This window comes from Streptomyces sp. NBC_00234, from assembly GCF_036195325.1.
Taxonomy (GTDB): domain Bacteria; phylum Actinomycetota; class Actinomycetes; order Streptomycetales; family Streptomycetaceae; genus Streptomyces.
On the sequence record NZ_CP108101.1, the window covers coordinates 6,386,509 to 6,409,952 of the forward strand.

Here is a 23,444-nt window from a genome sequence, read left to right on the forward strand (position 1 = left end):
GAGCGGACGCACTGATGTGCGGGCTCAGCCTCGGGCGGCGTACGAGACGAAGCTCCCCCAGGCACCGGGCCGGAGCGCGAGCTGCGGACCCTCGGTCACCTTGGAGTCGCGGACGTGGACGGTGTCGGGGCAGGAGGCGACCTCGACGCAGTCATCGCCCGAGCCGCCGCTGTAACTGGACTTGGTCCAGGAGAGGGCCACTTCTACGCAGGAGTCGCCCGAGCCCCCGCTGTAGCTGCTCTTGAACCAGGCAAGTTCTGTGGTGCTCATACCGCTCCTCGCATCTGCCGCAACAGGCTCAGGGAGTCCCCCAGGGAGAGAGCCTGGGACCGCATCCTGGCATACCGCATCTGGAGCATGCTGACCACTTTGGAGTGTGGAATGAGCTGCCCGCTCTCCTGGCCCTCGCAGTAGGCGAGCCAGCGATTCGCCGGGGTCTCGCACAACTGCATCGGCCCGTCCAGCCCCGCATGTCCCGTGCGTACGAGCGGCATGACCTGCACCTCGATGTTCCGCAGTTCGGCGAGTTCGAGCACATGACTGATGAGCTCGCGCGTGACGTCCCGCCCGCCCATCAGCCGCCGGAACACATGCTCCTCGACGATGAAGCTGTACGAAGTGTTCGGCCGCTCCCGCAGCAGCCGTTGCCGTTCCGTCCGGGCGGTCATCTGCGCCTCGATCTGCGCATCCCCCAACGGGGGCAGCTGGTTCACGAACAGCGTCCGCGCATACGCCTCCGTCTGCAACAGCCCAGGAATCAACCGGCATTCGTACGTGTAGAGGCTCAGCGCCTCCGCCTCCAGCTGGGCCCACTGGCGGAACCAGCTGGCCAGCCCCGGCCGCCGTGACAGATGCCGTGCCGCTCCCTTGATCGTCCCGAACGCGTCCAGCACTGCTTCGGCCCGGTCCACGAAGTCGCCCGGAGGGAAACGCCTGCCCTGCTCGATGGAAGCGACCGTCGGGACCGAGTAGCAGACCCTCGGTGCGAAGTCCTCCTGCGTCAGTCCGGCACGCTTCCGGAACGCTTTGACGACCTCTCCGAACGCCTTGAGGCTGTCCGAGGATTCCGGTTCCCCGCCGCTCGCCACTCCACTTGTACCGCCCCCGATGTCCGCCATCTCCGGTCACCTCTCGCGCCTGTCCCCGACAGCTCCGACCCAGCTGATCCATCGTCACGTTCCGTGAGGCGTACTGTCCACTGTGTGTACCCGTACGCTGACCGAGCGTACGAGTCGCTGACCTGGCACGTGCGGTGTCACGGCGTCCGGGAGTCACGGCCCGTGCGGGCTGTTACGCGGTGGCCCGCCGTGCGTACACCTCGATCTCGATCTTCATGCGAGGGTCGGCGAGGCCGCACATGAGCATCGTGGCGGTCGGCCGGACCTCTCCGAAGGCGCGGCGCAGTGCTGGCCAGCAGCGCTCGAAGTCCTCGCGGTCGGGAAGGAGATAACGCACCCGGACCACGTCGTCGAGGCTGCACTGCGCCTCGGTCAGCGCGGCCTCGATGTTGCGCAGGCACTGCTCGGCCTGCTCCACCACGTCGCCGGAGATGGTCATGCTGGCGTAGTCGAATCCGGTGGTACCGGACACATGGACCCAGTCGCCGTCGACCACGGCACGTGCATAACCGATCTCTTCCTCAAAGATCGAACCGCTGAGGATCACACGTCGCTCTGTCATGCGCCGAACGCTAAGTGACCTGCTCGTATACGTCTAATACGCCTAAGGGCATCATCTGATATCTCTAAGCGTATGGAGCGCCCCGAACTTCCCCTTGCGCAGCTGCACGCCTTCGTCGTGCTCGCCGAGGAACTCCACTTCGGACATGCGGCCGCCCGCCTCGGTGTCGCGCAACCACCGCTGAGCCAGCAGATCCGCCGCCTGGAGGACAAGGTCGGCCACGCCCTGTTCCGCCGTGAACCGGGAGGTGTCACGCTCACCCCAGTCGGTCGTGAACTGCTGCCGGCAGCCCGGCGGGCGCTCAACGGCCTCGCCGACGGCCTTGCCGCAGCACGGGCCGTCGGCGACGGACGGACCGGCTGCCTGCGGATCAGCTTCGCCGCGTCCCTCGCCCTGACGGTCCTGCCCGGCCTGCTGAGCACCTTTCGGCAGCGGTTTCCCGGTGTGCATCTGGACATCCATGAGATGACCACCGCACCCCAACTCGCCGCCCTCCACGACGAGAGCATCGACGTCGGCCTGCTACGTGAACCGCCCGCCGACGAGCCGGAGATCGGCTTCGAGACCGTACTCGACGAACCCTTCGTGGCCGTCCTGCCGACGAAACACCCGCTGGCCGCCCAAAGGACTGTGCAGCTCGCCCAGTTGTCCGACTCGCCGTTCGTGCTCCTGCCCCGTGAGGTCGGCCCGGGGCTCTACGACCGGATCACCGGTCTGTGCATCGCGGCAGGATTCACGCCGCAGATCGCCCAGCACGCAGTGGAGTGGCAGACCGTGTGCGCACTGGTGGAAGCGGGGTTGGGGGTTTCCGTGGCCCCGGCGAGCATCAGGCGCATCCGCCTCAGGGGCGTTGCGTTCCGCGGGGTTGAGCCCCGCATCGCACGCACACGAGTCGCCGTCGCCTGGCGCAGGAACGACACAAACCCTCTGGTGGCACACCTTCTGACGACCGTGGTCCACGATTCGCCGGACAGGCGTGAGTAGGCAGACGGCCGCCAAGTACGACTCGCCTCCCGAGCCCCGGGCTTCGGGAGGCTGAACCCTTCCCGTACGGGCCGCGTTGTGGGGACTATCCACAGTGCGAGGGGGCGTTGCAGTGACCACTCCGAATAATGTCGTCACCCAGTGGGACGAGGAGTCCCAGCGGACCTACCACAGCGTCGGCGAAAGGATCGTCGGCTGGGATCAGCAGGGGCGGTACTACGGCTACGACGCCGATACCGGCTGGATCAGTGGTCAGAGCGATGGGCTCACCAGCTGGTGGCACGAGAGCGACCCTGTGAACCCGATCTATGTCACCGATGCGCAGGGGCAGACGGTCTGGTCCGCCTACCCTCCGGTTCCCGACGCCCCGCTCCAGGACGCACCGCAGGCACCCCGGCGACCGCACCTCAGCGAACTGCGGATGCACGCCATGAACGACGTGTTCAGCCAGGGGCGGGGCGTCTTCGTCAAACCGATCCTCCTGGTGAACGGTCAGCACGTGCCGGTCGCGGACGGGAGCGTCTTCGGCGCGGGCAGGCCGGGGGGCGGGTACGACGACGGGAATTCCTACGGCGCCGTCCATGTAGCCGGGCTGGAGCAGGAGATGGCGGTATCGGCCAGGGACGCGGAGGTCGGTGCTCTCGACGCGGTGCACGCCTACCTGACACGGAACCATCCGCCGAACTCCCCGGCGAGGGAAGCGATCACGGAACTCGGCGTGGAGTTCGTCAGCAACATCGGCCCGTGCAACGGCTGCAAGTGCCGCTTCCAGGAGTTCGCGGAGAACATGCAGCGCGAATTCCCCGCCGCACGGATCACAACGGACGCGGTCTACAACAAGGGCAACGGCACGCGGTTCAGGACCATCGACACCCGGGGGCCGGTCACGCAGTACGGATACGCGGGCGAGGTGGAGGCGTTCACCAGCCACGCTGCCCGGGGGTCCGAGTACCCGTTCGTGTACTACAAGAGGGCGATCGAGCCCCGCGACCCCGCTGAGCAGCGGCGCTACGTCGGAAACGGCCGGCATCTGATGGACGCCGCCGGAGTCAATCAGTATGTGACCGGTGACATACCGACGACTCCGTCCAGCCCTGGCTCGGACAGTTCCTCCCTCGGCGCGAACTCGCCCCGCGGCGGTTCCCCGGCCCCGGAGGCGGCCCCCAGCGTTGCCGCGGCGGCCAGCCTCCGGATGGGCAACATCGGCCATGCCCCGCAGCAGTCCCAGCACCAGTCGTCCCAGCACCAGCAGTCCCAGCACCAGTCGTCCATGCCTGTTGGCGTCCCACCCAGGACGAGGGGCGGCGGCGCACCGGTTCAGTGATGGCCACGCAGCCCGTCACCGCCCCGGGGGGTTACGGTCCGTCACCCCGACGGCCTGCCGTGCGCACCCGTACGCGTACTCTGCGTACGGGTGCGTGATCTGGAGGTATGAGGGTCAGGGCCGCCACGCTCGTCGCATGGAAGCTCCCTCCGTAACCCAACGCCCGCTCACCGTACGTGAGTTCACCCAGCGCTTCAGTGCCACCCCGCGAGGCGCCCGCCTCGCCCGGCGGTTCGCCCGGTTCGAGCTGGACCGCTGGGGCATCCCGTACGGCGGCGACGTGTCCGACACGGCCGCGCTGCTCGTGGCCGAACTGGCGGCCAACGCCGCCACCCACGGCCGCGTCCCTGGCCGGGACTTCGAACTCGCCCTGACCCTCACCCCGCGTGACCCTGCCCTCAGCACCCTCCGTATCGAGCTCTCCGACACCCGAACCGAGGCCCGCCCGCCTTCCCCCGGTGACGTCACCGCACCCGCACCCGATGCCGAGAGCGGCCGGGGGCTGGTCCTGGTCGATGCCCTGGCCGACCGCTGGGAAGTGCTCGACCGCCGGCCGCCGGGCAAGACTGTCCGCGCGGAACTGGACCTTCTGTACTAACCTCGCGCTTTCACGAGGTGGAGTGTCCGAGGCTTGATCAAATAAGCGGAGAGTGCTCCTGACCTGCAACGATGGGACTTGTCGAGGGTCCTGTTGGCTGCATGGGAAGAAGCACTCTCCAGGTGAAGAGGCGTATCGGGTCGTACCCGCGTGTCCGCATCGAGGGCGGCGGCCGGGCGGTGGTCTCGTAGGCCGGGGAAGTGCTGCTGGTCGAGACCGTCCGCAAGGTCGGCCTGGACACCGCGATGTCAGCAGCGCTCACGCCGTGGCGGAAGGCTCGGGCGGTGCACGATCCGGGCAAGATCCTGCTGGACGTGGCCCTGGCGGTCGCATTGGGCGGGGACTGCCTCGCGGATGTCGGCATGCTGCGGGCCGAGCCGGCCGTGTTCGGGCCGGTGGCCTCCGATCCGACGGTCTCCCGCCTGATCAACACCCAGCTGGCCGAGGGCAGTGCGCCTGATGCGGGCGGGACGGTGACCGTCGACCTCGACGGGGTGCTGGTGCTGGCTCACTCCGACAAGGAGGACGCCGCACCCACCTGGAAGCGGACCTACGGGCACCACCCCTTGATGGGGTTCGTCGACCACGGGCAGGGCGGCCACCGGCTCCCCGCTCCCGCCGCTTCCGTGGTCGACGAAGGCCATCAGAGGATGGTGTCCGAAGGTCTTCTTCCAGGTCGCGGTGGCGTCCTGCTTCTCGGAGTGAGCCAGCACGGGCACCCCGTCCAGGTCCACGATCACCTGCCCCGCGGCATCCGGCGCCGCAGTGCCGGCCAGCTTCCACACGTGCTCGCGCACGCCGGCCCGAGCGGTCCTGATCGCGGACAGGGCCTTCGGCCCGGCTGCGGCGAGGGCGTCAACGAGCCGGGAGACCGTGGGGTCGGAGGCCGCCGGCCCGAACACGCCGGGCTCGGCCCGCAGCGTCCCGACATCCGCGAGGCAGTCCCCGCCCAGCGCGACCGCGAGGTGCTGCGCCTGAACGTCGCACGCCTCTACGGATGGCCAGCCACCGCCACCACGTACGAGCACGTGGAGCAGTGGCTCCGCTCGCGCTACTGCACGATCGTCTGGCACCGCACCCGTGCGTCGGGCACGCTCGTCGACCTGGTCGCCGCCGACTCGATGCCGTGCCCGGCCAGCGTCGCGCTCTACCGGACGGGCCCGGGACGCGTCGCGCGCCCGGGCCCGTCCCGTATCGGTGCAGGTCAGCGGACCTGGACGGATGCGACCAGAGTGTTTAGGTCCGGCCAGAGCTTCTTGTTCGTCTCCGGCAGTACGACCCACAGCACCGAGGGGCGGACCCGCCCGGTGTCGACCACGAGGACCGCGTTCAGGTCCATCGTGGACGGCACCCCGCGTTTGTGGAAGTGGATCTCGCTGACCAGCAGCCAGGCGTCATGTCCGTCGACCTTCAGCGGCTGCGAGGCGACGTCGACCAGGATCGCCTGGTCGCGGGGGTACTCGTAGCGCCGCCGCTCGTCCATCACCGCGCCCGCCACGCCCCGCAGCTCCCCGGTGCCGCCGGCCGCGGCCATGATGTCCTCGTCGACCTGCGTGGACTTCACGAGTGCGCGCTGGCGCCCCTCCTGCTTGCGGGTGAAGCCATCGAAGACCGGATCCAGCGTCTTGCTCCGGTCCCACGTGCCGCCCAGCTCCGCGTACTCCAGGGAGGAGTCCGTGACGGTGCCGATGACCGGCGAGCCCTCGCCCGGGTAGTCCGGCACCTTGACGGTCCCGGTGAGCCGCCGCTCCTCGGGCAGCGGGGAGGCGCCGGGGGTGAGAGTGGGCACGGGGATGCCCCGCTGCGGGGCGTCCGCGGTGCTGCCCGCGCAGGTGGCGGACGAGGAGTCCGGTGTGCTGTGCGCCTGCTGGACCACCTTGCCGCCGACCAGCACGGTGCACGTGAGAGTGCCCCCTTCCTGGTCCTCGCGGCTTCTGACGTCCAGATAGAACGCGGCGCCCGCCGCCAGCTCGACGGTCTTGCGGTACGGCAGGATGACGACCCCGTGGGGCTCGTGGTTGCCGTTCGCCTCCCCGACGGTGAGGTTCACCGAGGGGTGGTCGCCCGTCGCGATGTAGGTGACCTCGACCCGCCGGGATTCCTTGTCCGGGGATGCCCCGTCGTCGCTCGGGTCGCCGACGGCCAGGGCCAGGCCCACCGCGCCGAGCGTGACCACCTCGAAGAGGATCACCAGGGCGCCGACCAGGTAGAACCCGCCCGGGATCCGGTCGAAGGTCTTCTTGCCGCGGCCGGAGTGGAACTCGAGTCTCGGCTGGGATGTCTGCGTCATGTCGTCCTCCCCCTCACGCCCGGCCGCTGTCGCCGGACCGGCGGTCGGCCGGCTCGTCGGCGAACCGCGTGGCCAGCAGCCCCGCCTCCCGCGCCTCGTCCAGCATCCGGTGCAGGTCCTGGAGTCGGGACCGGTCGGCGAGCCCCTCGATCTCGGCGACGGCCAGCTCGTCCCGCACCGTGTTCACCACCAGCTCGTGCATGTCCTCGCCGAGTTGCTCCAGCTCTCGTACGGCCTCCCACTCGCGGTACGCCGCGTCCGCCGCGCGGGTGTTCTCGGCGTACCGCTCCAGCGCCTCCACCCGCTCCTCCAGCGCGCTCGACGAAAGCCGCAGCGCCTGCCGCTGAGTCCGCAGCACCTCCTCCACCCGCGAGCCGGAGGCGTCCCCGGCAGCGGTGCGCACCTTCCGCGCCAGCCGGGTCAGCTCGGCCAGGCGCTGGGCGATCTCGTACTGTTGGGCCGGCAGCGTCACGTCGTTGGCGATGTCGTCCAGCAGCCCGTCCCGGTCGACCTGCGACTGGAGTACCGCCGTCACGGCGGCCTGGGCGCGCTCCATCCGGCGCAGCGGCGAGTGGCCCAGCAGCTCGCGCAGGGAGTCGTCGCCGAAGTCCTCGGCCAGGTAGTAGCGGCCGTGGTGCAGCCGGGCCACCCGCTGCCGCTCGTCGGTCCCGCAGCCGAGGACGACGATCAGCAGCCAGGCCAGCAGGTGCACGCCCACGACGGTCAGGATGAACGCCTCGAACCCGAACTGGACCCCGACCCAGATCAGCCCCGCCTGCGCCGCGAGCCCGACGGCCAGGCCGGGCCACACGCCGATCAGCGCCCACAGGATCGTCACCGGCAGTAGCGCGCACACCGCGGAGACCCCCAGGGCCGTCCAGATGTCCGCCTTGGTACGGCCGCCCAGCCCCGGCTCCTCGGGCAGCGGCAGCGTGGCTGGGAAGAGTCCGTCGGCGGACTTCTCCAGCAGCGCGCGCTCCGCGTCCTCGAGGGCCGGATCCACCACCGGCCGCAGCGCAATGTCCTGCGCCATTCAGCAACACCCCCCACAGGTTGGGGAGATCGTGACACACGCCGGAGGGGCTGCCCACGCCACCCCTGTTCCCGGCCGCTAATGGGCGGGATGAATCAGTCATTCCGTGGACTCGGAATGTCATATTCCATTCTTCACCGAACTGCTCAAGCGCTGAACCGCCAATGAAATTCGGCCAGTCGGCTCGATTATGCTGCTTATGAAATGGCTTGATCACCGACTGGTGCGGTGTTAGCGTCCTCCGCGTATGAGCCCGACGAGTAATGGAGTATCCATGTCGAAACTGAGGGCTGCTTCCGCGCTTGCGGCAGTCGCATTCACCGCCACTGTCGCTTTCGCCGGAAGTGCGTCTGCGGGCAGCTACAACGGAGTATGTGAAAGCTCCAACGGTGGCGAGGTCTGCCTGTACGACAGCAATAACAACACCGGTAGAGTTTATGACACGCTGTACAGCAAGGCGTCGTACACCGGCACGTATTACGGCACGAACATAGGCATCAACGACACCGTGACGTCCACGTGGAACCGTGACCCCGACACCGAGGTCACCTTCTACGCCGGGGCGAATTACACCGGTACGGCCATGGGGAATGTTCCCGGTTGGAAGGTCAACTGGGAGGGCGGCTGGAGCGACAAGTGGAGCTCGCACTGCTTCGCCAACAACGCGGCCTGCCCCAACTGAGGTTCGCTCAGGTGAAACCCCTGGTGGGCGGTGGTGGACGGTGTGTCCTGCCCCGCCCGCCAGGGCTCGCCGGCCGTGAGCTGCGCTCTGTGGTCAACCGGTAGGGATGCGCCAGGTATTCGGTGCGCGTGTGTGTGGGGGAATGGGAATGCTCAACAAATGCCGACCGCTCGTCGTGCTCGCCCTTCTCGGCTCTGTGGCCACCGGGTGCGCGAACGGCGAACCGTCTCCTCGTGATGCCCAGGCCAAGGGGACGCTGAGGATCGATCGGTCGGACGCCTATTACGAGGGGCGCGAGATCAAGCTCCCGCTCGACGAATACGCGCTCACCAAGGAACAGCGCCGCGACTACAGGGAAGCTGTCTATTCGCTGTCCAGTGCGTGCATGAAGGGCTTTGGCCTCTCCTGGCCCAAGCCGGTCGAGCAGGAATCCAGGGAAGGCGACAACTCCCGCCGCTACGGAGTTGTCGACGGACGGTATACGAAGAAGTTCGGCTATGGCGTTCCGCTTCCCGATGGTGTGACCCAGGCGGAGGCGCTGAAGCTCGGCCGGCAGAACACCGACCGAACCAGGGCTCTCCCCCAGAAGACACGTGATGTATATACGGGGGAGCGCGTGCGGAACTACGCCGGAAAAACCGTCCCCAAGGGCGGGTGCCGCGGGGAGGCGTACGGGAAACTGGGTCTGCCGCCGCAAGGAATGACGTCCACGACCCTCGACGCCCTGCGCTACGAATCCTGGGACAGCGCGCGCAACCACAGGATCGTGCTCGACGCCGTCGTGCAGTGGAGCGCCTGTATGAGCAAGGCGGGCTATACGTACAAGACGCCTGAGGACGCGGTGGCCGACTCGGCCTGGCAGCGCCAGGGTGAACCTTCACGCGCGGAGATCGCCACCTCGACCGCTGATGTGCGGTGCAAGCGCGACGCGATGCTCGTCGAGAAGTGGCACGCGATAGAGGTGAAGAACCAAGAGCGCCTGACCCAAGAGAAGGCGGACGTGCTCAAGGGCCTGGGGGACCAGGTGAACGCCCTCGCGGAGCGGATCGCGCAGGTACGCACCGAGGGGTGACCGGTCACATGTCACAGCAACCGGTCACATGTCACAGTGAAAGCTCATAGGTCACCGTAAGCCGTCACCGGTCACCGGTCGCGGTGCACGGTCACGGATCACCGCTCGCCATTTGCTGCTCGCCGTGTCCGAGTGTACGACCGTACGCTTTGGAGTGTACGGTCGTACGCATGACGACGGACTACTTCGCTGACGACCCGCGCACCAACCTGGAGCGGATGCTCGCGGGTGATCACTACATTGCCGACGACCCGGAGATCGCCCGCCGTCAGCGGCGCGCCATGCAGCTCGCGGCGCGCTACCAGGTCGCGTACGTCGAGGGTGCCGAAGGGGCCGGCGAGCTCCTGGCGGAGCTGCTCGGTGCCGTGGGTGAGGGTGTCGACGTACGTCCGCCGTTGAACGTCGACTACGGCAGCAACATCGCCATCGGGGCCCGTACGTTCGTCAACTACAACCTGACCGCTCTGGACGTCGCGCAGATCACCATCGGTGAGGACTGCCAGATCGGCCCGAACGTCCAACTCCTCACGCCCACCCACCCCGTGGAGCCCGAGCCCCGGCGCGACAAACTCGAAGCCGCGCTCCCCATCACCATCGGAGACAACGTCTGGCTCGGCGGCGGAGTGATCGTGTGCCCCGGTGTGACGATCGGCGACAACTCCGTCATCGGGGCCGGTGCGGTGGTCACCAAGGATGTGCCCGCCAACGTCGTCGCGGTCGGCAATCCCGCGCGGCCCGTCCGCAGCATCTGAGACGGCACACCCCCCATGGCCACCGGACAGACCGACCCGCAGCGTCGCGAGAGGATTCTCGCCGCCGCACTCGACCTCATCGCCGACGACGGTGTCGCCGGCGTCTCCCACCGGAAGATCGCCACCCGGGCCGAAGTGCCGCTCGGGTCGATGACGTACCACTTCTCCGGCATCGACGAACTGCTGCGTGAAGCGTTCACCGGATTCGCGCGTCATATCGAGGACGTCTTCGCGCTGCACCTGAGTCGCGCCGACACCGTCGAACAGGCCCGTGAAGCGGTCACCGACCTCATCCACACACTCTCCGAAGGCCCCCGCCGCGATCTCGTCCTCGCGCAGGAGCTCTACACCCTCGCCGCCCGGCACCCGGAATACCGGGAGTTGACCCAGGAGTGGATGCGGCGCAGCCGTCATCTGCTGGAGCAGCACTTCGACCCGGACACCGCCCGCCAGGTGGACGCGCTGATCGAGGGTATGACTCTGCACAGGGCTCTGGACGGCGCACCCCATGACCGCGAGCTGACGCGCCTGGCCGTGGCCCGCCTTACCGCCGCCGCCTAGGCGCGGCGTACACAAGCAGCCCGTGGGGCGCGGACCTGACACCGCGTCCCACGGGCGTTCGACCGGACGAAGAGCCTTGGTGGCGGGATCCTTGGTCGCGGACTTCCCGTTGCGTCGAGCGCTACGGAAAGTCCGCAATCGCGGGGTGGGTCAGTAGCGGTCGTGCGAGGCGTTCTCGTTCTTGAGCGTGGACACCAGGTTGTCCGAGGGCCAGTAGTCCCCACAGGTCGGGAGGAATGCCTGACTCGGTCCGCTGTAACCGGAGTAGAAGTACACGCGATACGTGGCCGAGCATTCGCCGTTCGACGCCGAGGCCGCGTTGTTCTTGACCGCCTGGCCGTCCCCTTCGTTCGACAGGACACACGTAGCGGCGGTTCCGGAGACCTGGCCGGGCCTGAACACGTACCGGACCAGCGCCACCCCGTTGGGGGAGTACCCGAAGTAGTCGGGAATGTCCTTGTTCGAAACGAAGCAGGGGCTGGCCGAGTACCAGGTCTGCTCGCCCCGGCTGTTGAAGTGGATGGCGAAGCAGTAACTGTTCCCCGACGAGCTGCACGTGTCCGACTCGTAAGAGGTGGCAGCCGATGCGGGAGTCGCCGAGAGCGCCAGGGCGCTCATGGCGAAGAAGGCGGCGATTCCCGCGATGCGCTTTCTGATGTTCATTAGTTGACCGCCGCTTCGTACGCCTGGCGAACCTTTGCCGTGTTCTTGTCCTTGACGCTCTTCTCCTTGGCGAGCTTGGCCGCGTTGCCCTTGATCGCCTTTTCCTGACCCGCTGACTCCTGTGCGTTCCAGACTCCGATGAGCCCGGACTCACCCTTGCAGGAGACGTCGGCGACGGCCTGGGCGATCTCCTCGCTGCCGACGGTGGGCGCCGACGGCGACAGGCCGAGCTTGCCGAGGTCTTCGAGCGGGTGGCTCCGCTCGTACCCCTTCTGCTTCATGCAGGAAACCCACTGCGCGACGGCTTTGACGACCTCGGGGTTCTTGCGGGACTCCTCGAAGACCGTGATCCCGACCTGCTCGGCTTCCGGAGTCCGGGGCATGGGGTACATGCGCGTGGTCTCACCGCGGCAGCCGCCCTCGGGGACCGCCTTGCCTTCGTAGGTGCCGTCCTCGACTTCGGCGCCCGCCCCAGTGAAGACAGCGGACTCGGTGCCGGCGGCCGGCTCCCAGTACGAGGTTTCCGGGACGCCGGTCGGGAGGTGGTAACCGAACTTCTTCGCCAGGTCGAGATCCGAAATGCCGTAGCGGCGGCCCAGGGCGGAGTCCGCCTGGGCGATCGTGGACTGCTCGGAAATCTGCGGTGGGCCGAAGTCGGAGAATCCGTAGCGTGCCATGCAGGCACGCCACTGGTCCTGGACGGCGACCTTCCAGGCGTAACCGTCCACCGCGCTGGTGGCGTAGTCGTCCAGGGGCAAGGTGAGCCCCTTCGCCAATCCCTTGGTGGGAGCAGTCGGCAGCTCGTCCAGCGCCAGCCGCTCAACCTTCGGCGTTCCCCCGCTCCCGGCTCGGCTTTCGGACGCGTCGTCCGCCTGTTGTGTTCCGCACCCAACAAGTAGAGCCGCGAGTGCGGCAACACTCGCTATCCCTCTGATCGGTCTCAAAGCGAAAGGACCTTTCGTGTGATACCTCGGCTGTCGAACTGCAGCACGCCCCCCACGAGGGCAATCACCGAGAGTGCGTCGCGCATTGCGGACGGTTCCGGCGCGGCTGAGCATATGCATGCCAAAAGTAAATGTCTAGACCTTTATTCTGGTGTCCCGCCGGGGGTGGGGGAGGTCCTGCCTGCGAGGTGAGAATGCGTCAATGTCCGTCGCTTTCATGGTGATTGGCGGTGGCGCCGCGCGCCCGTGCCGCCGTGGCGACCTTGCGCCCCCGGCGCCCGCCGTGTCGGTGCCGCCGCCGCTGAAGCAAGCCCGCCGCGAACCTGATTTCCTCTCCCGTGGCGAAGTGCTCCCGAGTGCGCCCGCCGTCGGCGGTGGGGAGGGCGACGGCGTCAGGCGTCGCTTGATCCACTGTGACGTGGATCACAGGAACTGCTCGGCCTGGCCGGACAAGTCAGAAGGTGAACTACTCGATGCATGCGCGCATCCGCGCGGGGGACCCGGAGGCATTTCGGGAGCTGTTCCGCGACCATGCTCAGTTGATCTACCGGCACGCGGTGAGGTCCACCGGGGACTGGGCCGCAGCTGAGGACGTCGTCTCGCTCACCTTCCTGGAAGCCTGGCGGCTGCGCGAAAAACTGCGGGACGAGGGCGACAGCCCGCGGCCTTGGCTGATGGGGATCGCGGTCAACGTGCTGCGCAACACCGGCCGAGCGGCGCGACGGCACGAGAGAGCCCTCACCAGACTGCCGCTACGGGACGTGCTGCCCGATTTCGCCGACGAACTGGTCGGAAGGATCACCGACTCCGAAGAACTGGCCGCGGCGAAAACCGCGTTGGGGCAGTTGCGGCGGGGCGAGCGCGAGGTGTTCGCGCTGTGCGTGTGGTCCGGGCTCGGCTATGCGGAGGCCGCCGAGGCCCTCGGAGTGCCGGTCGGTACGGTCCGCTCCCGGTTGTCGCGGGCGAGAAGCCGGCTGCGCAAGCTGACGGACGGCGAACTGCGCCGTCGGCGAAGAAAGATGGAACGGGTCGGGGCGGGCGGACAAGTACTGAGTGACCGCATCGATGCGGTCCGGTCGAAAGAGGAGAGGCACCGATGAATCGCACCCCTTGGCGGCGGCGCCGAGAGCCGCTCGACCATGTGGAGCTGGCGGGGCTGCTGCCGGCGCCGGGCGATCCGGAGCTGCCCCACGGCCGCATGACCATGCTTGAGGAGCACCTGATGAACGAGATCCAGCAGGCGCAGGCCGCCCGGACGCCCGCAGAGTCGGAGACGCGGCCCGGGATGCAGTCGGGGCCGCAGCCGGTGGGTTGGGCTCCGTCCCCGCCTTCCGGGCGGTCGCCCCGGGGCGGACGGCGGCTCGTGCTGATCGGGGCGGCCGTCGCGGTGGCGGTGCTGGCCGGTGCCGCAGGGGCTGTCCAGCTCACCGGGCAGGACACGGTCGAGGTCGCCGGACCCCTGGAGGAATCCGGACCCGCGCCGGTCGTCCAGGCTCCGCGGGAGGCGACGCAGGCCCTGAGCAGGACGGTCGACCGGATTTCGGTGGCTGCTGCGCAGGAGAAGCTGCCCGAGCCGAAGCCCGGCCAGTTCATCTACATCAAGAGCCAGGTCTCCTGGCTGACGGTGTCGGAGGACGCTTCGGGGAAGGACGTGGCCGAGGTGCAGAAGCCGCACCCGCGTCAGGTGTGGAATTCGCCGGACGGAAGCAAGGGCTGGCTCATCGAGCCGGGCAATGGCACGACGTCCCGCGAGGGCCTGACCCTGGACAGTGACGCAGAGGCACTGGCCGCCGGACCGACGCTCGGCGCTCCCAGTTACGACTACCTCAAGACGCTCACCACCGACCCCGACGAGCTGCTGAGCAAGATCTACGAGGAGACGAAGGGCCAGGGCAACGGGCCGGACCAGCAGGCGTTCACCACCATCGGTGACCTGGTGCGGGAGCAGGTGATGCCGGCGGAACTGACGTCCGCACTGTTCCACGCGGCGGCGAAGATCCCCGGCGTGGTCGTGGTGGAGAAGACGACGGACGCGGTGGGGCGCCACGGGATCGCCATAGCCCGGACCGACGAGAGCTCGGGCGACCGTACCGAGTGGATCTTCGATGGGAAGACCTTCGGCTACCTGGGCGAGCGCACGGTGCAGATGCGTGACAGGGACGGCATCAAGGCCGGCACGGTGACGGCGAACACCGCGATCACCGAGCGGGCGGTCGTCGACGGGATGAAGGAGCTGCCGGGGACCAGGAACAAGATCTGACAGGCGGATCGGCCGCTTCCGGAGCGGTCGTTTCCCGAGCGGCCGTTTCCGGAGCGGCCGGGGTACGAGGCCCCGGCCGCCACTCGGTAGGGAGTGCTTAGACCAGCGGATCGATCCAGATATTGCGGTAGCGGACCTTGCTTCCGTGGTCCTGGAGCCGGATGGCTCCGGCCGTCGGGCCCTCCGGGGCTCCGGCGCCCGTCGGACCGTCGACGGCCACGTTGTCGTGGACGGTCTTGCCGTTCCACACCACCGTCACGCGGGCGTCGGCGGTCTTCTTGCCGGTGTCGTCGAAACGCGCACTGCGAAAGGTGATGTCGTACGCCTGCCAGGTCTCCGGTGCGGTCGCGGCGTTGATGTCCGGGGCCTTCTTGGTGTAGATCGCCCCGGCCTCGTTGTCCGCGAGGGTCGTGTCACCGTACGAGTCGAGGATCTGGACCTCGTAGCGGTCCTGGAGGTAGACGCCGCTGTTGGCGCGGTTCTGGCCGGTCACGTCCGGAGGGAGGTTCGGGAGCCAGAATTCGACGTGCAGGGTGAAGTCCTTGAACGCCTCCTTGGTGCGGATGTCCCCGCAGCAGACCTCCATGGCGCCACCGGCCGATGGCCATTCCACCTTGCGGCCGTCGGTGTGCTGCCAGGCCGCCTGGCTCGATCCGTCGAACAGGGGGATGCGTGCACCCTGGGGGCGGACGCTGATCAGGTCGAGGTTCACATGACCGGTGTCGCCGCTGTCGTAGACGTAGGTGATCCTGTTGCGTCCTGCGCGCAGGTCAAGTGGCTCGGTCTGCATCGACCAGGTGTCCCAGTCGCGGGTGCTGAGCAGACGGGTCTGTTTGATCTTCGTACCGTTGACGTGGACGCTGACGGATTTGGTGCCGGTGAACGGATTGGGTCCGTTGGAGTAGCGCAGGCCGACGTCGTACGTGCCTGCCGTTTCGACGTCGACATCGAAGGTGGTGGACGCGCCCTCGGTGCCGTAACCGTCGACGAATCCGCCGCCCGAGTAGCCCGTGTGGTCGGTGTCGAAGGAGGCGCCGCCGGTCAGGGTCGCTTCCTCCGCCTCGTACAGCGGGGACGGGGGCTGCGCGCCGGGAAGGGAGTTGAGCGTGTACCACGCCTCCGTGCTCCACAGGGATTCGCCGCTCGCGGAGCTGAAGGGGCGCGGGGAGCGGACGTGGACGACGCGGTTGGCCTTCAGGCCGGGGATGTCCAGAGTGACCTTCTTCCGGTCGGCCGACAGGGTGGCCGACCGTACGGACAGGGTCTCCTCGTCGACCTTGGGGCCGCCGTACGCGGGGGTCGGGACGTAGAACCACTGCTTGACCTTGTACTGCTCGGCAAGCTTGGCCGCCGTCTCGTCCGAGAGCGGCTGGGTGTACTCCAGCTCGAAGCCGCCCGGCTTCGCGCGCATCGCCAGGATGTCGAACGCCTTGTCGCCACTGGGGGAGAGCTTCTGCAGACCGTAGGTGAGCTTGCCCTCCTGACCCCAGTTGCCGCCCGCGCCCAGGCCACCGGCGTAGATCGCGCCGTCCGGACCCATGCTGATCCGGTTGACCCCGGCCTCCAGGCCCTGGGTGAAGCGGAACATGGCGCCCTGGTACTGGCCCTTGACCTTCTCCAGATATGCCCGCTGGATACCGCCGTAGGTCACGTCACCGAAGAGCATCTGCCCCGCGAACCTGCCCTTGGTGAGCTGGAGCGGTGTACTCGGTGAGTTCGCGATGTCGTTCTGCGGGAGCCACAGCACCGGCTTGGTCACCGGGTTCGCGTCGAACGGCCCGTCAGGGTTCGTGTAGTGGTTGAAGAAGCGGTCCTGCTTGATGTGGACCAGCTTCGACGAGGGCAGCCAGCCGCCCTGGTTGTCGGTGACGAAGATGTCGCCGTCCGGGCCCCAGCCGATGCCGTTGGGGGTGCGCAGACCGCCGGCGACGTACGAGATCTCACCGGTCTTCCGGTTCACCTTGATGGTGGAACCCCGGTTCTTCGCGGGCTGCGGATCGGTGGTCGCGCCGCCGTAGTTGATGGCGACGGACAGGTTCAGGTAGAAGAAGCCGTTCTTGTACAGCAGGCCGAAGGCGAACTCGTGGAAGTTGCCGCCGTACGGCCAGGTGGCGATCGTCTTCTGCCCGTCGATCACGTCGTCGCCGTCGGCATCGGTGAGCTCGGTCAGCTCGTGCTTCTGCGAGACGTACAGCTTGCCGTCGACGGACTTGATGCCCATTGGCTCCTTGAGCCCGCCGATGATCTTCTTGGCCGTCACCTTGCTCGCATCGGTGTTCCCCTGGACGTTGTCGAGGAGATACACCTCGCCCGCCGTGTTGGTGCTGCCGCCCCAGGTGGTCACGGCCAGCCGGCCGTCCGGCAGCCAGTCCATCGCCGTGACCTGCGGTTCGAAGCCCTGCGGACGCAGATCGGTCAGCTTGTAGTCGGGGTGGACGGAGTTGAGGGGCAACCCGTCGCCCGGTGCGTCCGATACGCCTTCGCACTCCTTGCGTCCGGGAGCCGTGACGCGTACGACGTCGGCGTCCGTACTCAGCACGGAGTTGGGCACGACGGCGAAGTCGGAGGCGCCGGGCGGCTGCCAGGCCAGGGTGATCTGCTGGCCGCCCGTGCGCTCGAAGTGCTCGATATGCAGGGAGTGGTGACCCGCCGTCAGGGTGACCGTGCCGTCCTTGGGATCGGCGCCGTGCAGGCCGTCGTGATCGATGACCAGCTGATCGTCGATCAGCAGCCGCGAACCGTCGTCGCTGGTCAGCCGGAAGGTGTACTCGCCGTCCTGCGGGACGTCGACATTGGCGATCACATGCGCCACGAAGTAGTCGGCGAAGCCGAAGTCGTCGGTCGAGCTCCAGTCGATCGTCGGCATCAACTTGTCGACGTTCGGAGTCTGTCCGCTCTTGATGTCGCACAACTCGCTGAGCGGCACCTGCACATCGAAGACCCGCAGGGTTACACCCGGTTCCTGGGGCGGGAGTTCGGCCTGCTCCGAGGGTTCGGCACCGGCCGGTGAGGTGGAGAAGGCGCCGACGAGGAACGAGGCGACGAGCAGACCCACCAGGCGTCTGCGGCAACGTTGGTACAGCCGTGAGTTCATTCTTCCTCCTGGCCCCTCCAGCGAGGAGCGCGTGGGCGAACGTTCTACGGGAGTGGTCCGGAGGCGCCGTACCTGAGCGGAAGTTGGGGGGTTGCGACGGAAACAGTAGGAGGCTTCTGCTGATGGCGTCCATACTTCGTCACCACTGTGTTCAAAGTCGGATGTGATGGACCGAAAGGCGGCGGGGCGCCCCTGCGTCACCCCCCGGTGGCCCTGCGCACCCGGCGGTATGCCGGGCGGTGCGTCAGGAGCGAGTCCGCGGCGCGCCCGCGCGTACCAGAACGCCGGTCCGCATTCTGTTTCTTTTCGCGAAAAAGGAAAGGCTGGCCCGTTGTCCGGGCCTCTGGCAACGTTCTTTCCCAGACGGCGCCCGGAAGGGCCGTGGGGGATTCCATCCGGTCGGCCGCACTATTCGGAAGCGATGAATTCGCTTCCGCTCTTGGTCGATGCCCCGCGTGGACCGGGAAGCGCCGGCGTTCCCGCCGCCACCTCTGCCACCTGCGAGTTGGCGGATGTGCGAGCGCCTCGGGAGGGCGCTCGCACCGAAATCACAGGAGGAAACGTGAAAACTGGCATCCGTAGAAGTGCCGCCGTGGGTATCGCGGCGCTCTTTCTGACCGTCACGGGCGCGACATTGGCGCCGTCGGCATTCGCCGCGAAGAGCGATTGCCCCCGAGGATATGTCTGTGTCTGGAACAACACGTCGTTCAGCGGCCCGCCGACGTGGAAGTCGCAGGGCAACCTGTACAGCAAGAGCTCGGCCGCCGGGATTTCGATCTTCAACAACGGTGTGGCGGACCCGGGAGCCGATCACATCTGGTGGAAGGCCACGTGGGCCAACGGGCAGAAGTCCAATGGGTGCCTCCACTACCCGCCGGACGGCAGCTCGTTCGTCCTGTACGGCAGCGTGAAGCTGGACTCGGCCGTGTGGGGCGGCGAGTGCTGATCTGACAGCAGCCGGTGGGACCGTTCCTGCCCCGGTACGGGCGGAGCGGTCCCCTCGTGCGCTGTCCCGGGCCCGACTTCGGGCCGACCGGACTGAAAGACTGGGCCCATGGCCGAAGCATCGGAGGTCCCCGTGGTGTCCGAAGTCCCCGTGGTGTCGGAAGTCGAGCTCTCCGCAGGCGTGATCACGTACGAGGACACGGGCGGCGACGGGCCGGTGGTCGTCCTCCTGCACGGTGTCGCGATGGACGGTTCCCTCTGGCGCAACGTCGTCGACGGGCTCCGCACCGGCTTCCGGTGCGTCGTACCGACCCTGCCGCTCGGCGGGCACCGGAGGCCCATGCGGCCGGACGCGGATCTCTCCGTCCTCGGGGTGGCCCGGCTGGTCGCGGAATTCCTCGAAGTGCTGGACCTCCAGGACGTCACGCTCGTGATGAACGACTGGGGCGGGGCGCAGTCCCTCGTCGCGGACGGACGGGACCAGCGGATCGGCAAGCTGGTGATCACATCCTGCGAGGCGTTCGACAACTACCCTCCGGGACTGCCCGGTTCCAATCTCCACGCCTCCGCGAAGGTGCCCGGCGGGCTGCGTCTCGCCTTCGCCCTGCTGAAGCTGAAGCCCATGCGGCGGCTGCCCATGACCTGGGGCCGGATGTGCAAGCGGCCCGTCCCGCACGAGGTGATGGACGCGTGGTTCCGGCCGCTGTGGACCTCCGCGGAGATCCGCCGCGATCTGAGGAAGTACGTCCTCGGAGTGCCGCCCAAGGCCGAACTGCTCCGCTGGGCCGAGAAGCTCCGCGACTTCGACCGCCCGGCGCTCGTCGTCTGGGCGGCGGAGGACAAGGTCATGCCACCCGAGCACGGGCGCCGGCTCGCCGCGCTCCTGCCCCAGGGGCAGCTGGTGGAGGTCGCCGACAGCTACACGCTCATCCCGGAGGACCAGCCGGCTGTGCTCGCGGCGCACATCAGCGCGTTCCTGCTGAAGGGCCGGCCGGCCTGATCCGAAGGAGGAGGCCCCAGCCCCTCTCGTCGAACCGGCGCTCCGGCGACGGAGGCGCGGACGGCGTGAAGCGGAGCTGCGGTGGAGCTTAAGAAAACCTCGATGGACCTGCGGCGCGGGGTGCGGCAGATTGCTTCCTGACGGCAGAGAGTGGTGCGCGGAGCCGGACGTCCGACGCGCACGGCGACCTGCCGTACCTCATGTCTTCCCCGGGCCGCAGGCTTCTTCCCATGCCCCCGGCCCGGGGTACTCAACGCCGTACCAGGCAACAGGGAGCCACAGCCGTGAAGGCACTCGTGAAGCAGAAGGCCGAGCCGGGGCTCTGGCTGATGGACGTGCCGGAACCGGAGATCGGTCCCGGAGACGTACTCATCAAGGTGCTCCGCACCGGCATCTGCGGCACCGACCTGCACATCCGGGCCTACGACGGCTGGGCCCAGCAGGCCGTGCGCACCCCGCTCGTCCTGGGCCACGAGTTCGTGGGCGAGGTCGCCGAGCTCGGTTCCGACGTCGTCGACATCAAGGTCGGCGACCTCGTCAGCGGCGAGGGCCACCTGGTCTGCGGCAAGTGCCGCAACTGCCTGGCCGGCCGCCGCCACCTCTGCCGCTCCACCCTCGGGCTCGGCGTCGGCCGGGACGGGGCGTTCGCCGAGTACGTCGCCCTCCCCGCCTCCAACGTCTGGGTCCACCGGGTCCCCGTGGACCTCGACATCGCGGCGATCTTCGACCCGTTCGGCAACGCCGTCCACACCGCCCTGTCCTTCCCCCTGGTCGGCGAGGACGTGCTGATCACCGGTGCCGGACCGATCGGCATCATGGCCGCGGCCGTCGCCCGCCACGCCGGCGCCCGCAACGTCATGATCACCGACGTCAGCGAGGCACGCCTCGAACTGGCCCGCAAGGTCGGCGTCAGCCTGGCGCTCAACGTCGCCGACGAGACGATCGCCGACGGACAGCGGCACCTCGGACTGCGCGAGGGCTTCGACATCGGCCTGGAGATGTCCGGCCGCCCCGAGGCGATGCGCGACATGATCGCGAACATGACGCACGGCGGTCGCATCGCGATGCTCGGACTGCCGTCCGAGGAGTTCGCCGTCGACTGGTCCCGCATCGTCACCTCGATGATCACCATCAAGGGCATCTACGGCCGCGAGATGTACGAGACCTGGTACGCGATGTCCGTGCTGCTGGAGGGCGGCCTGGACCTCGCCCCCGTGATCACCGGACGATACGGCTACCGGGACTTCGAAGCGGCGTTCGACGACGCGGCGAGTGGTCGCGGTGGCAAGGTCATTCTCGACTGGACCGTCTGACCACGCGCATCCGGTCCAGCCACCCGACGTATCCAGCTACCGAGCCGGGAGACACCCCTCATGTTCGACTCCGTACGTGACGACGTGCGCACCACCCTCGACGAGATCAAGGCCGCCGGGCTCCACAAGCCCGAGCGGGTGATCGGCACCCCGCAGTCCGCGACCGTCGCGGTCACCTCCGGCGGACGCCCCGGCGAGGTCCTCAACTTCTGCGCGAACAACTACCTGGGCCTCGCCGACCACCCCGAGGTCGTCGCCGCCGCGCACGAGGCGCTGGACCGCTGGGGCTACGGGCTCGCCTCGGTCCGCTTCATCTGCGGCACCCAGGAAGTCCACAAGGAGCTGGAGCAGCGGCTGTCGTCGTTCCTCGGCCAGGAGGACACGATCCTCTACTCCTCCTGCTTCGACGCCAACGGCGGTGTCTTCGAGACCCTCCTCGGCGCGGAGGACGCGGTCATCTCCGACGCCCTCAACCACGCCTCGATCATCGACGGCATCCGGCTCTCCAAGGCCCAGCGCTTCCGCTACGCCAACCGCGACATGGCGGACCTGGAGACGCAGCTCAAGGAGGCGTCCGGGGCACGGCGCCGGCTCATCGTCACCGACGGTGTGTTCTCCATGGACGGTTACGTCGCTCCGCTGCGCGAGATCTGCGACCTGGCCGACCGCTACGACGCCATGGTCATGGTCGACGACTCGCACGCCGTCGGCTTCGTCGGCGCCGGCGGACGCGGCACCCCCGAGCTGCACGACGTCATGGACCGCGTCGACATCATCACCGGCACCCTCGGCAAGGCGCTCGGCGGTGCGTCCGGCGGCTACGTCGCCGCCCGCGCCGAGATCGTCGCCCTGCTGCGCCAGCGCTCGCGCCCGTACCTCTTCTCCAACTCGCTCGCTCCCGTCATCGCCGCCGCCTCGCTCAAGGTCATCGACCTGCTGGAGTCCGCGGGCGAGCTGCGCGAGCGGCTCAACGCCAACACCGCGCTCTTCCGGACCCGGATGACCGAGGAAGGCTTCGACGTCCTGCCCGGCGACCACGCCATCGCCCCCGTCATGTTCGGGGACGCGGCGAAGGCAGGCCGGATGGCGGAGCTGCTCCTCGAGCGCGGTGTGTACGTGATCGGGTTCTCGTACCCGGTCGTCCCGCAGGGCGCCGCACGCATCCGTGTGCAGCTGTCCGCCGCGCACTCCACCGACGACGTGAACCGTGCCGTCGACGCGTTCGTCGACGCCCGGGCCGCGCTGGCGGAGTAGCCCGCCGGGCTGTCCGGGAGTTCCCGCCGGACCTGGGACAATAGGGCACATGATCGATGCACGGCGGCTGCGTATTCTCCGTGCGGTGGCGGACCACCGCACAGTGACTGCGGCAGCCGCCGCGCTGTATCTGACCCCGTCCGCCGTGTCCCAGCAGCTCGCCGCCCTTGAGCAGGAGACCGGCCACCGGCTCGTCGAACGCGGCGCGCGCGGGGCGCGGCTCACGGCGGCGGGGGAGATCCTGCTGACCCACACCAACGCGGTGCTGGCCCAGCTGGAGCAGGCCGAGGCGGAGCTCGCGGCGTACAGCGCGGGCGTGGCCGGTACGGTCACGGTCGCCGCGTTCGCCACCGGTATCGGCCTCGTCCTCGCCCCCGCCATCACCGAGCTGAACCTGACCGCGCCCGGCATCCGGGTCCGGGTCCAGGACGCCGAGGGCGACGCGAGTGTGCCGATGGTGCTGGACCGGCAGGTGGATGTGGCGGTCGCCGTGGAGTACCGGGGTGCTCCGGGGGCGGACGACGCGCGGCTGACCCGGGTGCCGCTGTACTCGGAGCCGTTCGACGCGGTGCTGCCGGTGGACCACCGGCTGGCCGGCCAGGACCAGGTGGCGGTCGCGGACCTCGCGAAGGACCCGTGGATCGGGCCGTACCCCGGCAACCCCTGTCACGACGTGGTGGTCCTCGCCTGCGAGTTCGCCGGCTTCGAACCCCGCCTCGAACACTCCTCGGACGACTTCCGCGCGGTCGTCGCGCTGGCCGGGGCGGGCGCGGGAGTGGCGCTGGTGCCGAGGTCCGCGCTGCGCGGAGTGGACCTCACGGGCGTGGTCGTCCGCCCGGTGAAGGGCAGCGCGCCCACCCGCCGGGTCTTCGCCGCGGTGCGCCAGGGGGCGGAGGGCCACCCCCTGATCAGGCCGGTCCTGGACGCGCTGGGCGCGGCGGGCACCCGCGAGGAGAGTCTGACCACGCGTATTCCGTGAGCCGTACCCGGCTACG

At 68.5% G+C, this 23,444-nt stretch carries 22 protein-coding genes and 2 pseudogenes; 15 read left to right on the top strand and 9 right to left on the bottom strand.

Annotation, left to right across the window (positions count from 1 at the left end; all coding sequences use genetic code 11):
• Nucleotides 1-24: 24 nt before the first annotated feature.
• The 3 genes from OG230_RS28065 to OG230_RS28075 all read right to left on the bottom strand — a co-directional run bounded on the left by OG230_RS28065 (nt 25) and on the right by OG230_RS28075 (nt 1,680).
• Nucleotides 25-270 (bottom strand): DUF397 domain-containing protein, encoded by a 246-nt coding sequence (locus OG230_RS28065; protein WP_328906509.1) that lies wholly within the window; start codon nt 268-270, stop codon nt 25-27.
• Nucleotides 267-1,118, bottom strand: coding sequence for a helix-turn-helix domain-containing protein (locus OG230_RS28070; RefSeq protein WP_328906510.1), 852 nt, complete (start codon nt 1,116-1,118; stop codon nt 267-269). Before OG230_RS28070 ends, OG230_RS28065 begins: the two co-directional genes overlap by 4 nt.
• A 172-nt stretch (nt 1,119-1,290) precedes the next feature.
• Nucleotides 1,291-1,680 (bottom strand): RidA family protein, encoded by a 390-nt coding sequence (locus OG230_RS28075; protein ID WP_328906511.1) that lies wholly within the window; start codon nt 1,678-1,680, stop codon nt 1,291-1,293.
• Between the two features lie 72 nt (nt 1,681-1,752).
• Here OG230_RS28075 and OG230_RS28080 point away from each other — a divergent pair, with 72 nt between their 5' ends.
• The 4 genes and pseudogenes from OG230_RS28080 to OG230_RS28095 all read left to right on the top strand — a co-directional run.
• Nucleotides 1,753-2,664: a LysR family transcriptional regulator gene (locus OG230_RS28080; protein WP_328906512.1), complete on the top strand. Its 912-nt coding sequence runs from the start codon at nt 1,753-1,755 to the stop codon at nt 2,662-2,664.
• Between the two features lie 112 nt (nt 2,665-2,776).
• Entirely contained in the window at nt 2,777-3,988 is a 1,212-nt protein-coding gene (locus tag OG230_RS28085) for a hypothetical protein (protein WP_328906513.1), read from the top strand.
• 136 nt (nt 3,989-4,124) lie between these two features.
• Entirely contained in the window at nt 4,125-4,586 is a 462-nt protein-coding gene (locus OG230_RS28090) for an ATP-binding protein (protein ID WP_328906514.1), read from the top strand.
• A 122-nt stretch (nt 4,587-4,708) separates the two neighbouring features.
• A pseudogene (locus tag OG230_RS28095) lies at nt 4,709-5,185 on the top strand (transposase); the annotation flags it as partial.
• Here OG230_RS28095 and OG230_RS28100 read toward each other — a convergent pair.
• From OG230_RS28100 to OG230_RS28110, 3 genes and pseudogenes are all read right to left on the bottom strand, one after another.
• Nucleotides 5,177-5,551 (bottom strand): annotated as a pseudogene (locus tag OG230_RS28100) (transposase); the annotation flags it as partial. The pseudogenes OG230_RS28095 and OG230_RS28100 overlap by 9 nt on opposite strands.
• 239 nt (nt 5,552-5,790) lie before the next feature.
• Complete coding sequence (locus OG230_RS28105; RefSeq protein ID WP_328906515.1) at nt 5,791-6,876, bottom strand: hypothetical protein; 1,086 nt, start codon at nt 6,874-6,876, stop codon at nt 5,791-5,793.
• 13 nt (nt 6,877-6,889) lie between these two features.
• Nucleotides 6,890-7,909, bottom strand: coding sequence for a hypothetical protein (locus OG230_RS28110; RefSeq protein ID WP_328906516.1), 1,020 nt, complete (start codon nt 7,907-7,909; stop codon nt 6,890-6,892).
• A 274-nt stretch (nt 7,910-8,183) separates the two neighbouring features.
• On the opposite strand from OG230_RS28110, the gene OG230_RS28115 reads away from it, so the two are divergent.
• From OG230_RS28115 to OG230_RS28130, 4 genes are all read left to right on the top strand, one after another.
• Nucleotides 8,184-8,591, top strand: a complete 408-nt coding sequence (locus OG230_RS28115; RefSeq protein WP_328906517.1) for a peptidase inhibitor family I36 protein — start codon at nt 8,184-8,186, stop codon at nt 8,589-8,591.
• Between the two features lie 142 nt (nt 8,592-8,733).
• On the top strand, nt 8,734-9,663 hold the full coding sequence (locus OG230_RS28120; RefSeq protein WP_328906518.1) for a hypothetical protein: 930 nt from the start codon (nt 8,734-8,736) through the stop codon (nt 9,661-9,663).
• 170 nt (nt 9,664-9,833) lie between these two features.
• Complete coding sequence (locus tag OG230_RS28125; RefSeq protein ID WP_328906519.1) at nt 9,834-10,415, top strand: sugar O-acetyltransferase; 582 nt, start codon at nt 9,834-9,836, stop codon at nt 10,413-10,415.
• Nucleotides 10,416-10,430: 15 nt separating this feature from the next.
• Nucleotides 10,431-10,976 carry a TetR/AcrR family transcriptional regulator gene (locus tag OG230_RS28130; protein WP_328906520.1) on the top strand — a complete coding sequence of 182 codons (546 nt, stop codon included), beginning with the start codon at nt 10,431-10,433 and terminating at the stop codon, nt 10,974-10,976.
• Nucleotides 10,977-11,126: 150 nt separating this feature from the next.
• Here the strand turns inward: OG230_RS28130 and OG230_RS28135 are convergent, their stop codons facing one another.
• Together OG230_RS28135 and OG230_RS28140 are read right to left on the bottom strand one after the other, a co-directional pair.
• Complete coding sequence (locus OG230_RS28135) at nt 11,127-11,639, bottom strand: hypothetical protein (protein WP_328906521.1); 513 nt, start codon at nt 11,637-11,639, stop codon at nt 11,127-11,129.
• Nucleotides 11,639-12,397 (bottom strand): hypothetical protein, encoded by a 759-nt coding sequence (locus tag OG230_RS28140; RefSeq protein WP_328906522.1) that lies wholly within the window; start codon nt 12,395-12,397, stop codon nt 11,639-11,641. The genes OG230_RS28135 and OG230_RS28140 overlap by 1 nt, the downstream gene beginning before the upstream one ends.
• A 659-nt stretch (nt 12,398-13,056) precedes the next feature.
• On the opposite strand from OG230_RS28140, the gene OG230_RS28145 reads away from it, so the two are divergent.
• Together OG230_RS28145 and OG230_RS28150 are read left to right on the top strand one after the other, a co-directional pair.
• Nucleotides 13,057-13,683, top strand: a complete 627-nt coding sequence (locus tag OG230_RS28145) for an RNA polymerase sigma factor (RefSeq protein WP_328906523.1) — start codon at nt 13,057-13,059, stop codon at nt 13,681-13,683.
• Nucleotides 13,680-14,843: a CU044_5270 family protein gene (locus tag OG230_RS28150; protein WP_328906524.1), complete on the top strand. Its 1,164-nt coding sequence runs from the start codon at nt 13,680-13,682 to the stop codon at nt 14,841-14,843. The genes OG230_RS28145 and OG230_RS28150 overlap by 4 nt, the downstream gene beginning before the upstream one ends.
• A 97-nt stretch (nt 14,844-14,940) precedes the next feature.
• On the opposite strand, the gene OG230_RS28155 is transcribed toward OG230_RS28150, so the two are convergent.
• A complete protein-coding gene (locus OG230_RS28155; RefSeq protein ID WP_328906525.1) occupies nt 14,941-17,937 on the bottom strand; it encodes a family 16 glycoside hydrolase in 2,997 nt (998 codons plus the stop codon).
• Nucleotides 17,938-18,499: 562 nt separating this feature from the next.
• Here OG230_RS28155 and OG230_RS28160 point away from each other — a divergent pair.
• The 5 genes from OG230_RS28160 to OG230_RS28180 all read left to right on the top strand — a co-directional run bounded on the left by OG230_RS28160 (nt 18,500) and on the right by OG230_RS28180 (nt 23,428).
• The gene (locus OG230_RS28160; RefSeq protein ID WP_328906526.1) at nt 18,500-18,883 is read left to right on the top strand and encodes a peptidase inhibitor family I36 protein; all 384 of its coding nucleotides are present in this window, start codon (nt 18,500-18,502) and stop codon (nt 18,881-18,883) included.
• 153 nt (nt 18,884-19,036) lie between these two features.
• Nucleotides 19,037-19,882, top strand: a complete 846-nt coding sequence (locus OG230_RS28165; RefSeq protein ID WP_328911559.1) for an alpha/beta fold hydrolase — start codon at nt 19,037-19,039, stop codon at nt 19,880-19,882.
• 284 nt (nt 19,883-20,166) lie between these two features.
• Nucleotides 20,167-21,195, top strand: a complete 1,029-nt coding sequence (gene tdh / locus OG230_RS28170; protein ID WP_328906527.1) for an L-threonine 3-dehydrogenase — start codon at nt 20,167-20,169, stop codon at nt 21,193-21,195.
• Between the two features lie 60 nt (nt 21,196-21,255).
• Complete coding sequence (locus OG230_RS28175; protein WP_328906528.1) at nt 21,256-22,449, top strand: glycine C-acetyltransferase; 1,194 nt, start codon at nt 21,256-21,258, stop codon at nt 22,447-22,449.
• Between the two features lie 49 nt (nt 22,450-22,498).
• Nucleotides 22,499-23,428, top strand: a complete 930-nt coding sequence (locus tag OG230_RS28180; RefSeq protein WP_328906529.1) for a LysR family transcriptional regulator — start codon at nt 22,499-22,501, stop codon at nt 23,426-23,428.
• Nucleotides 23,429-23,444 lie beyond the last annotated feature (16 nt).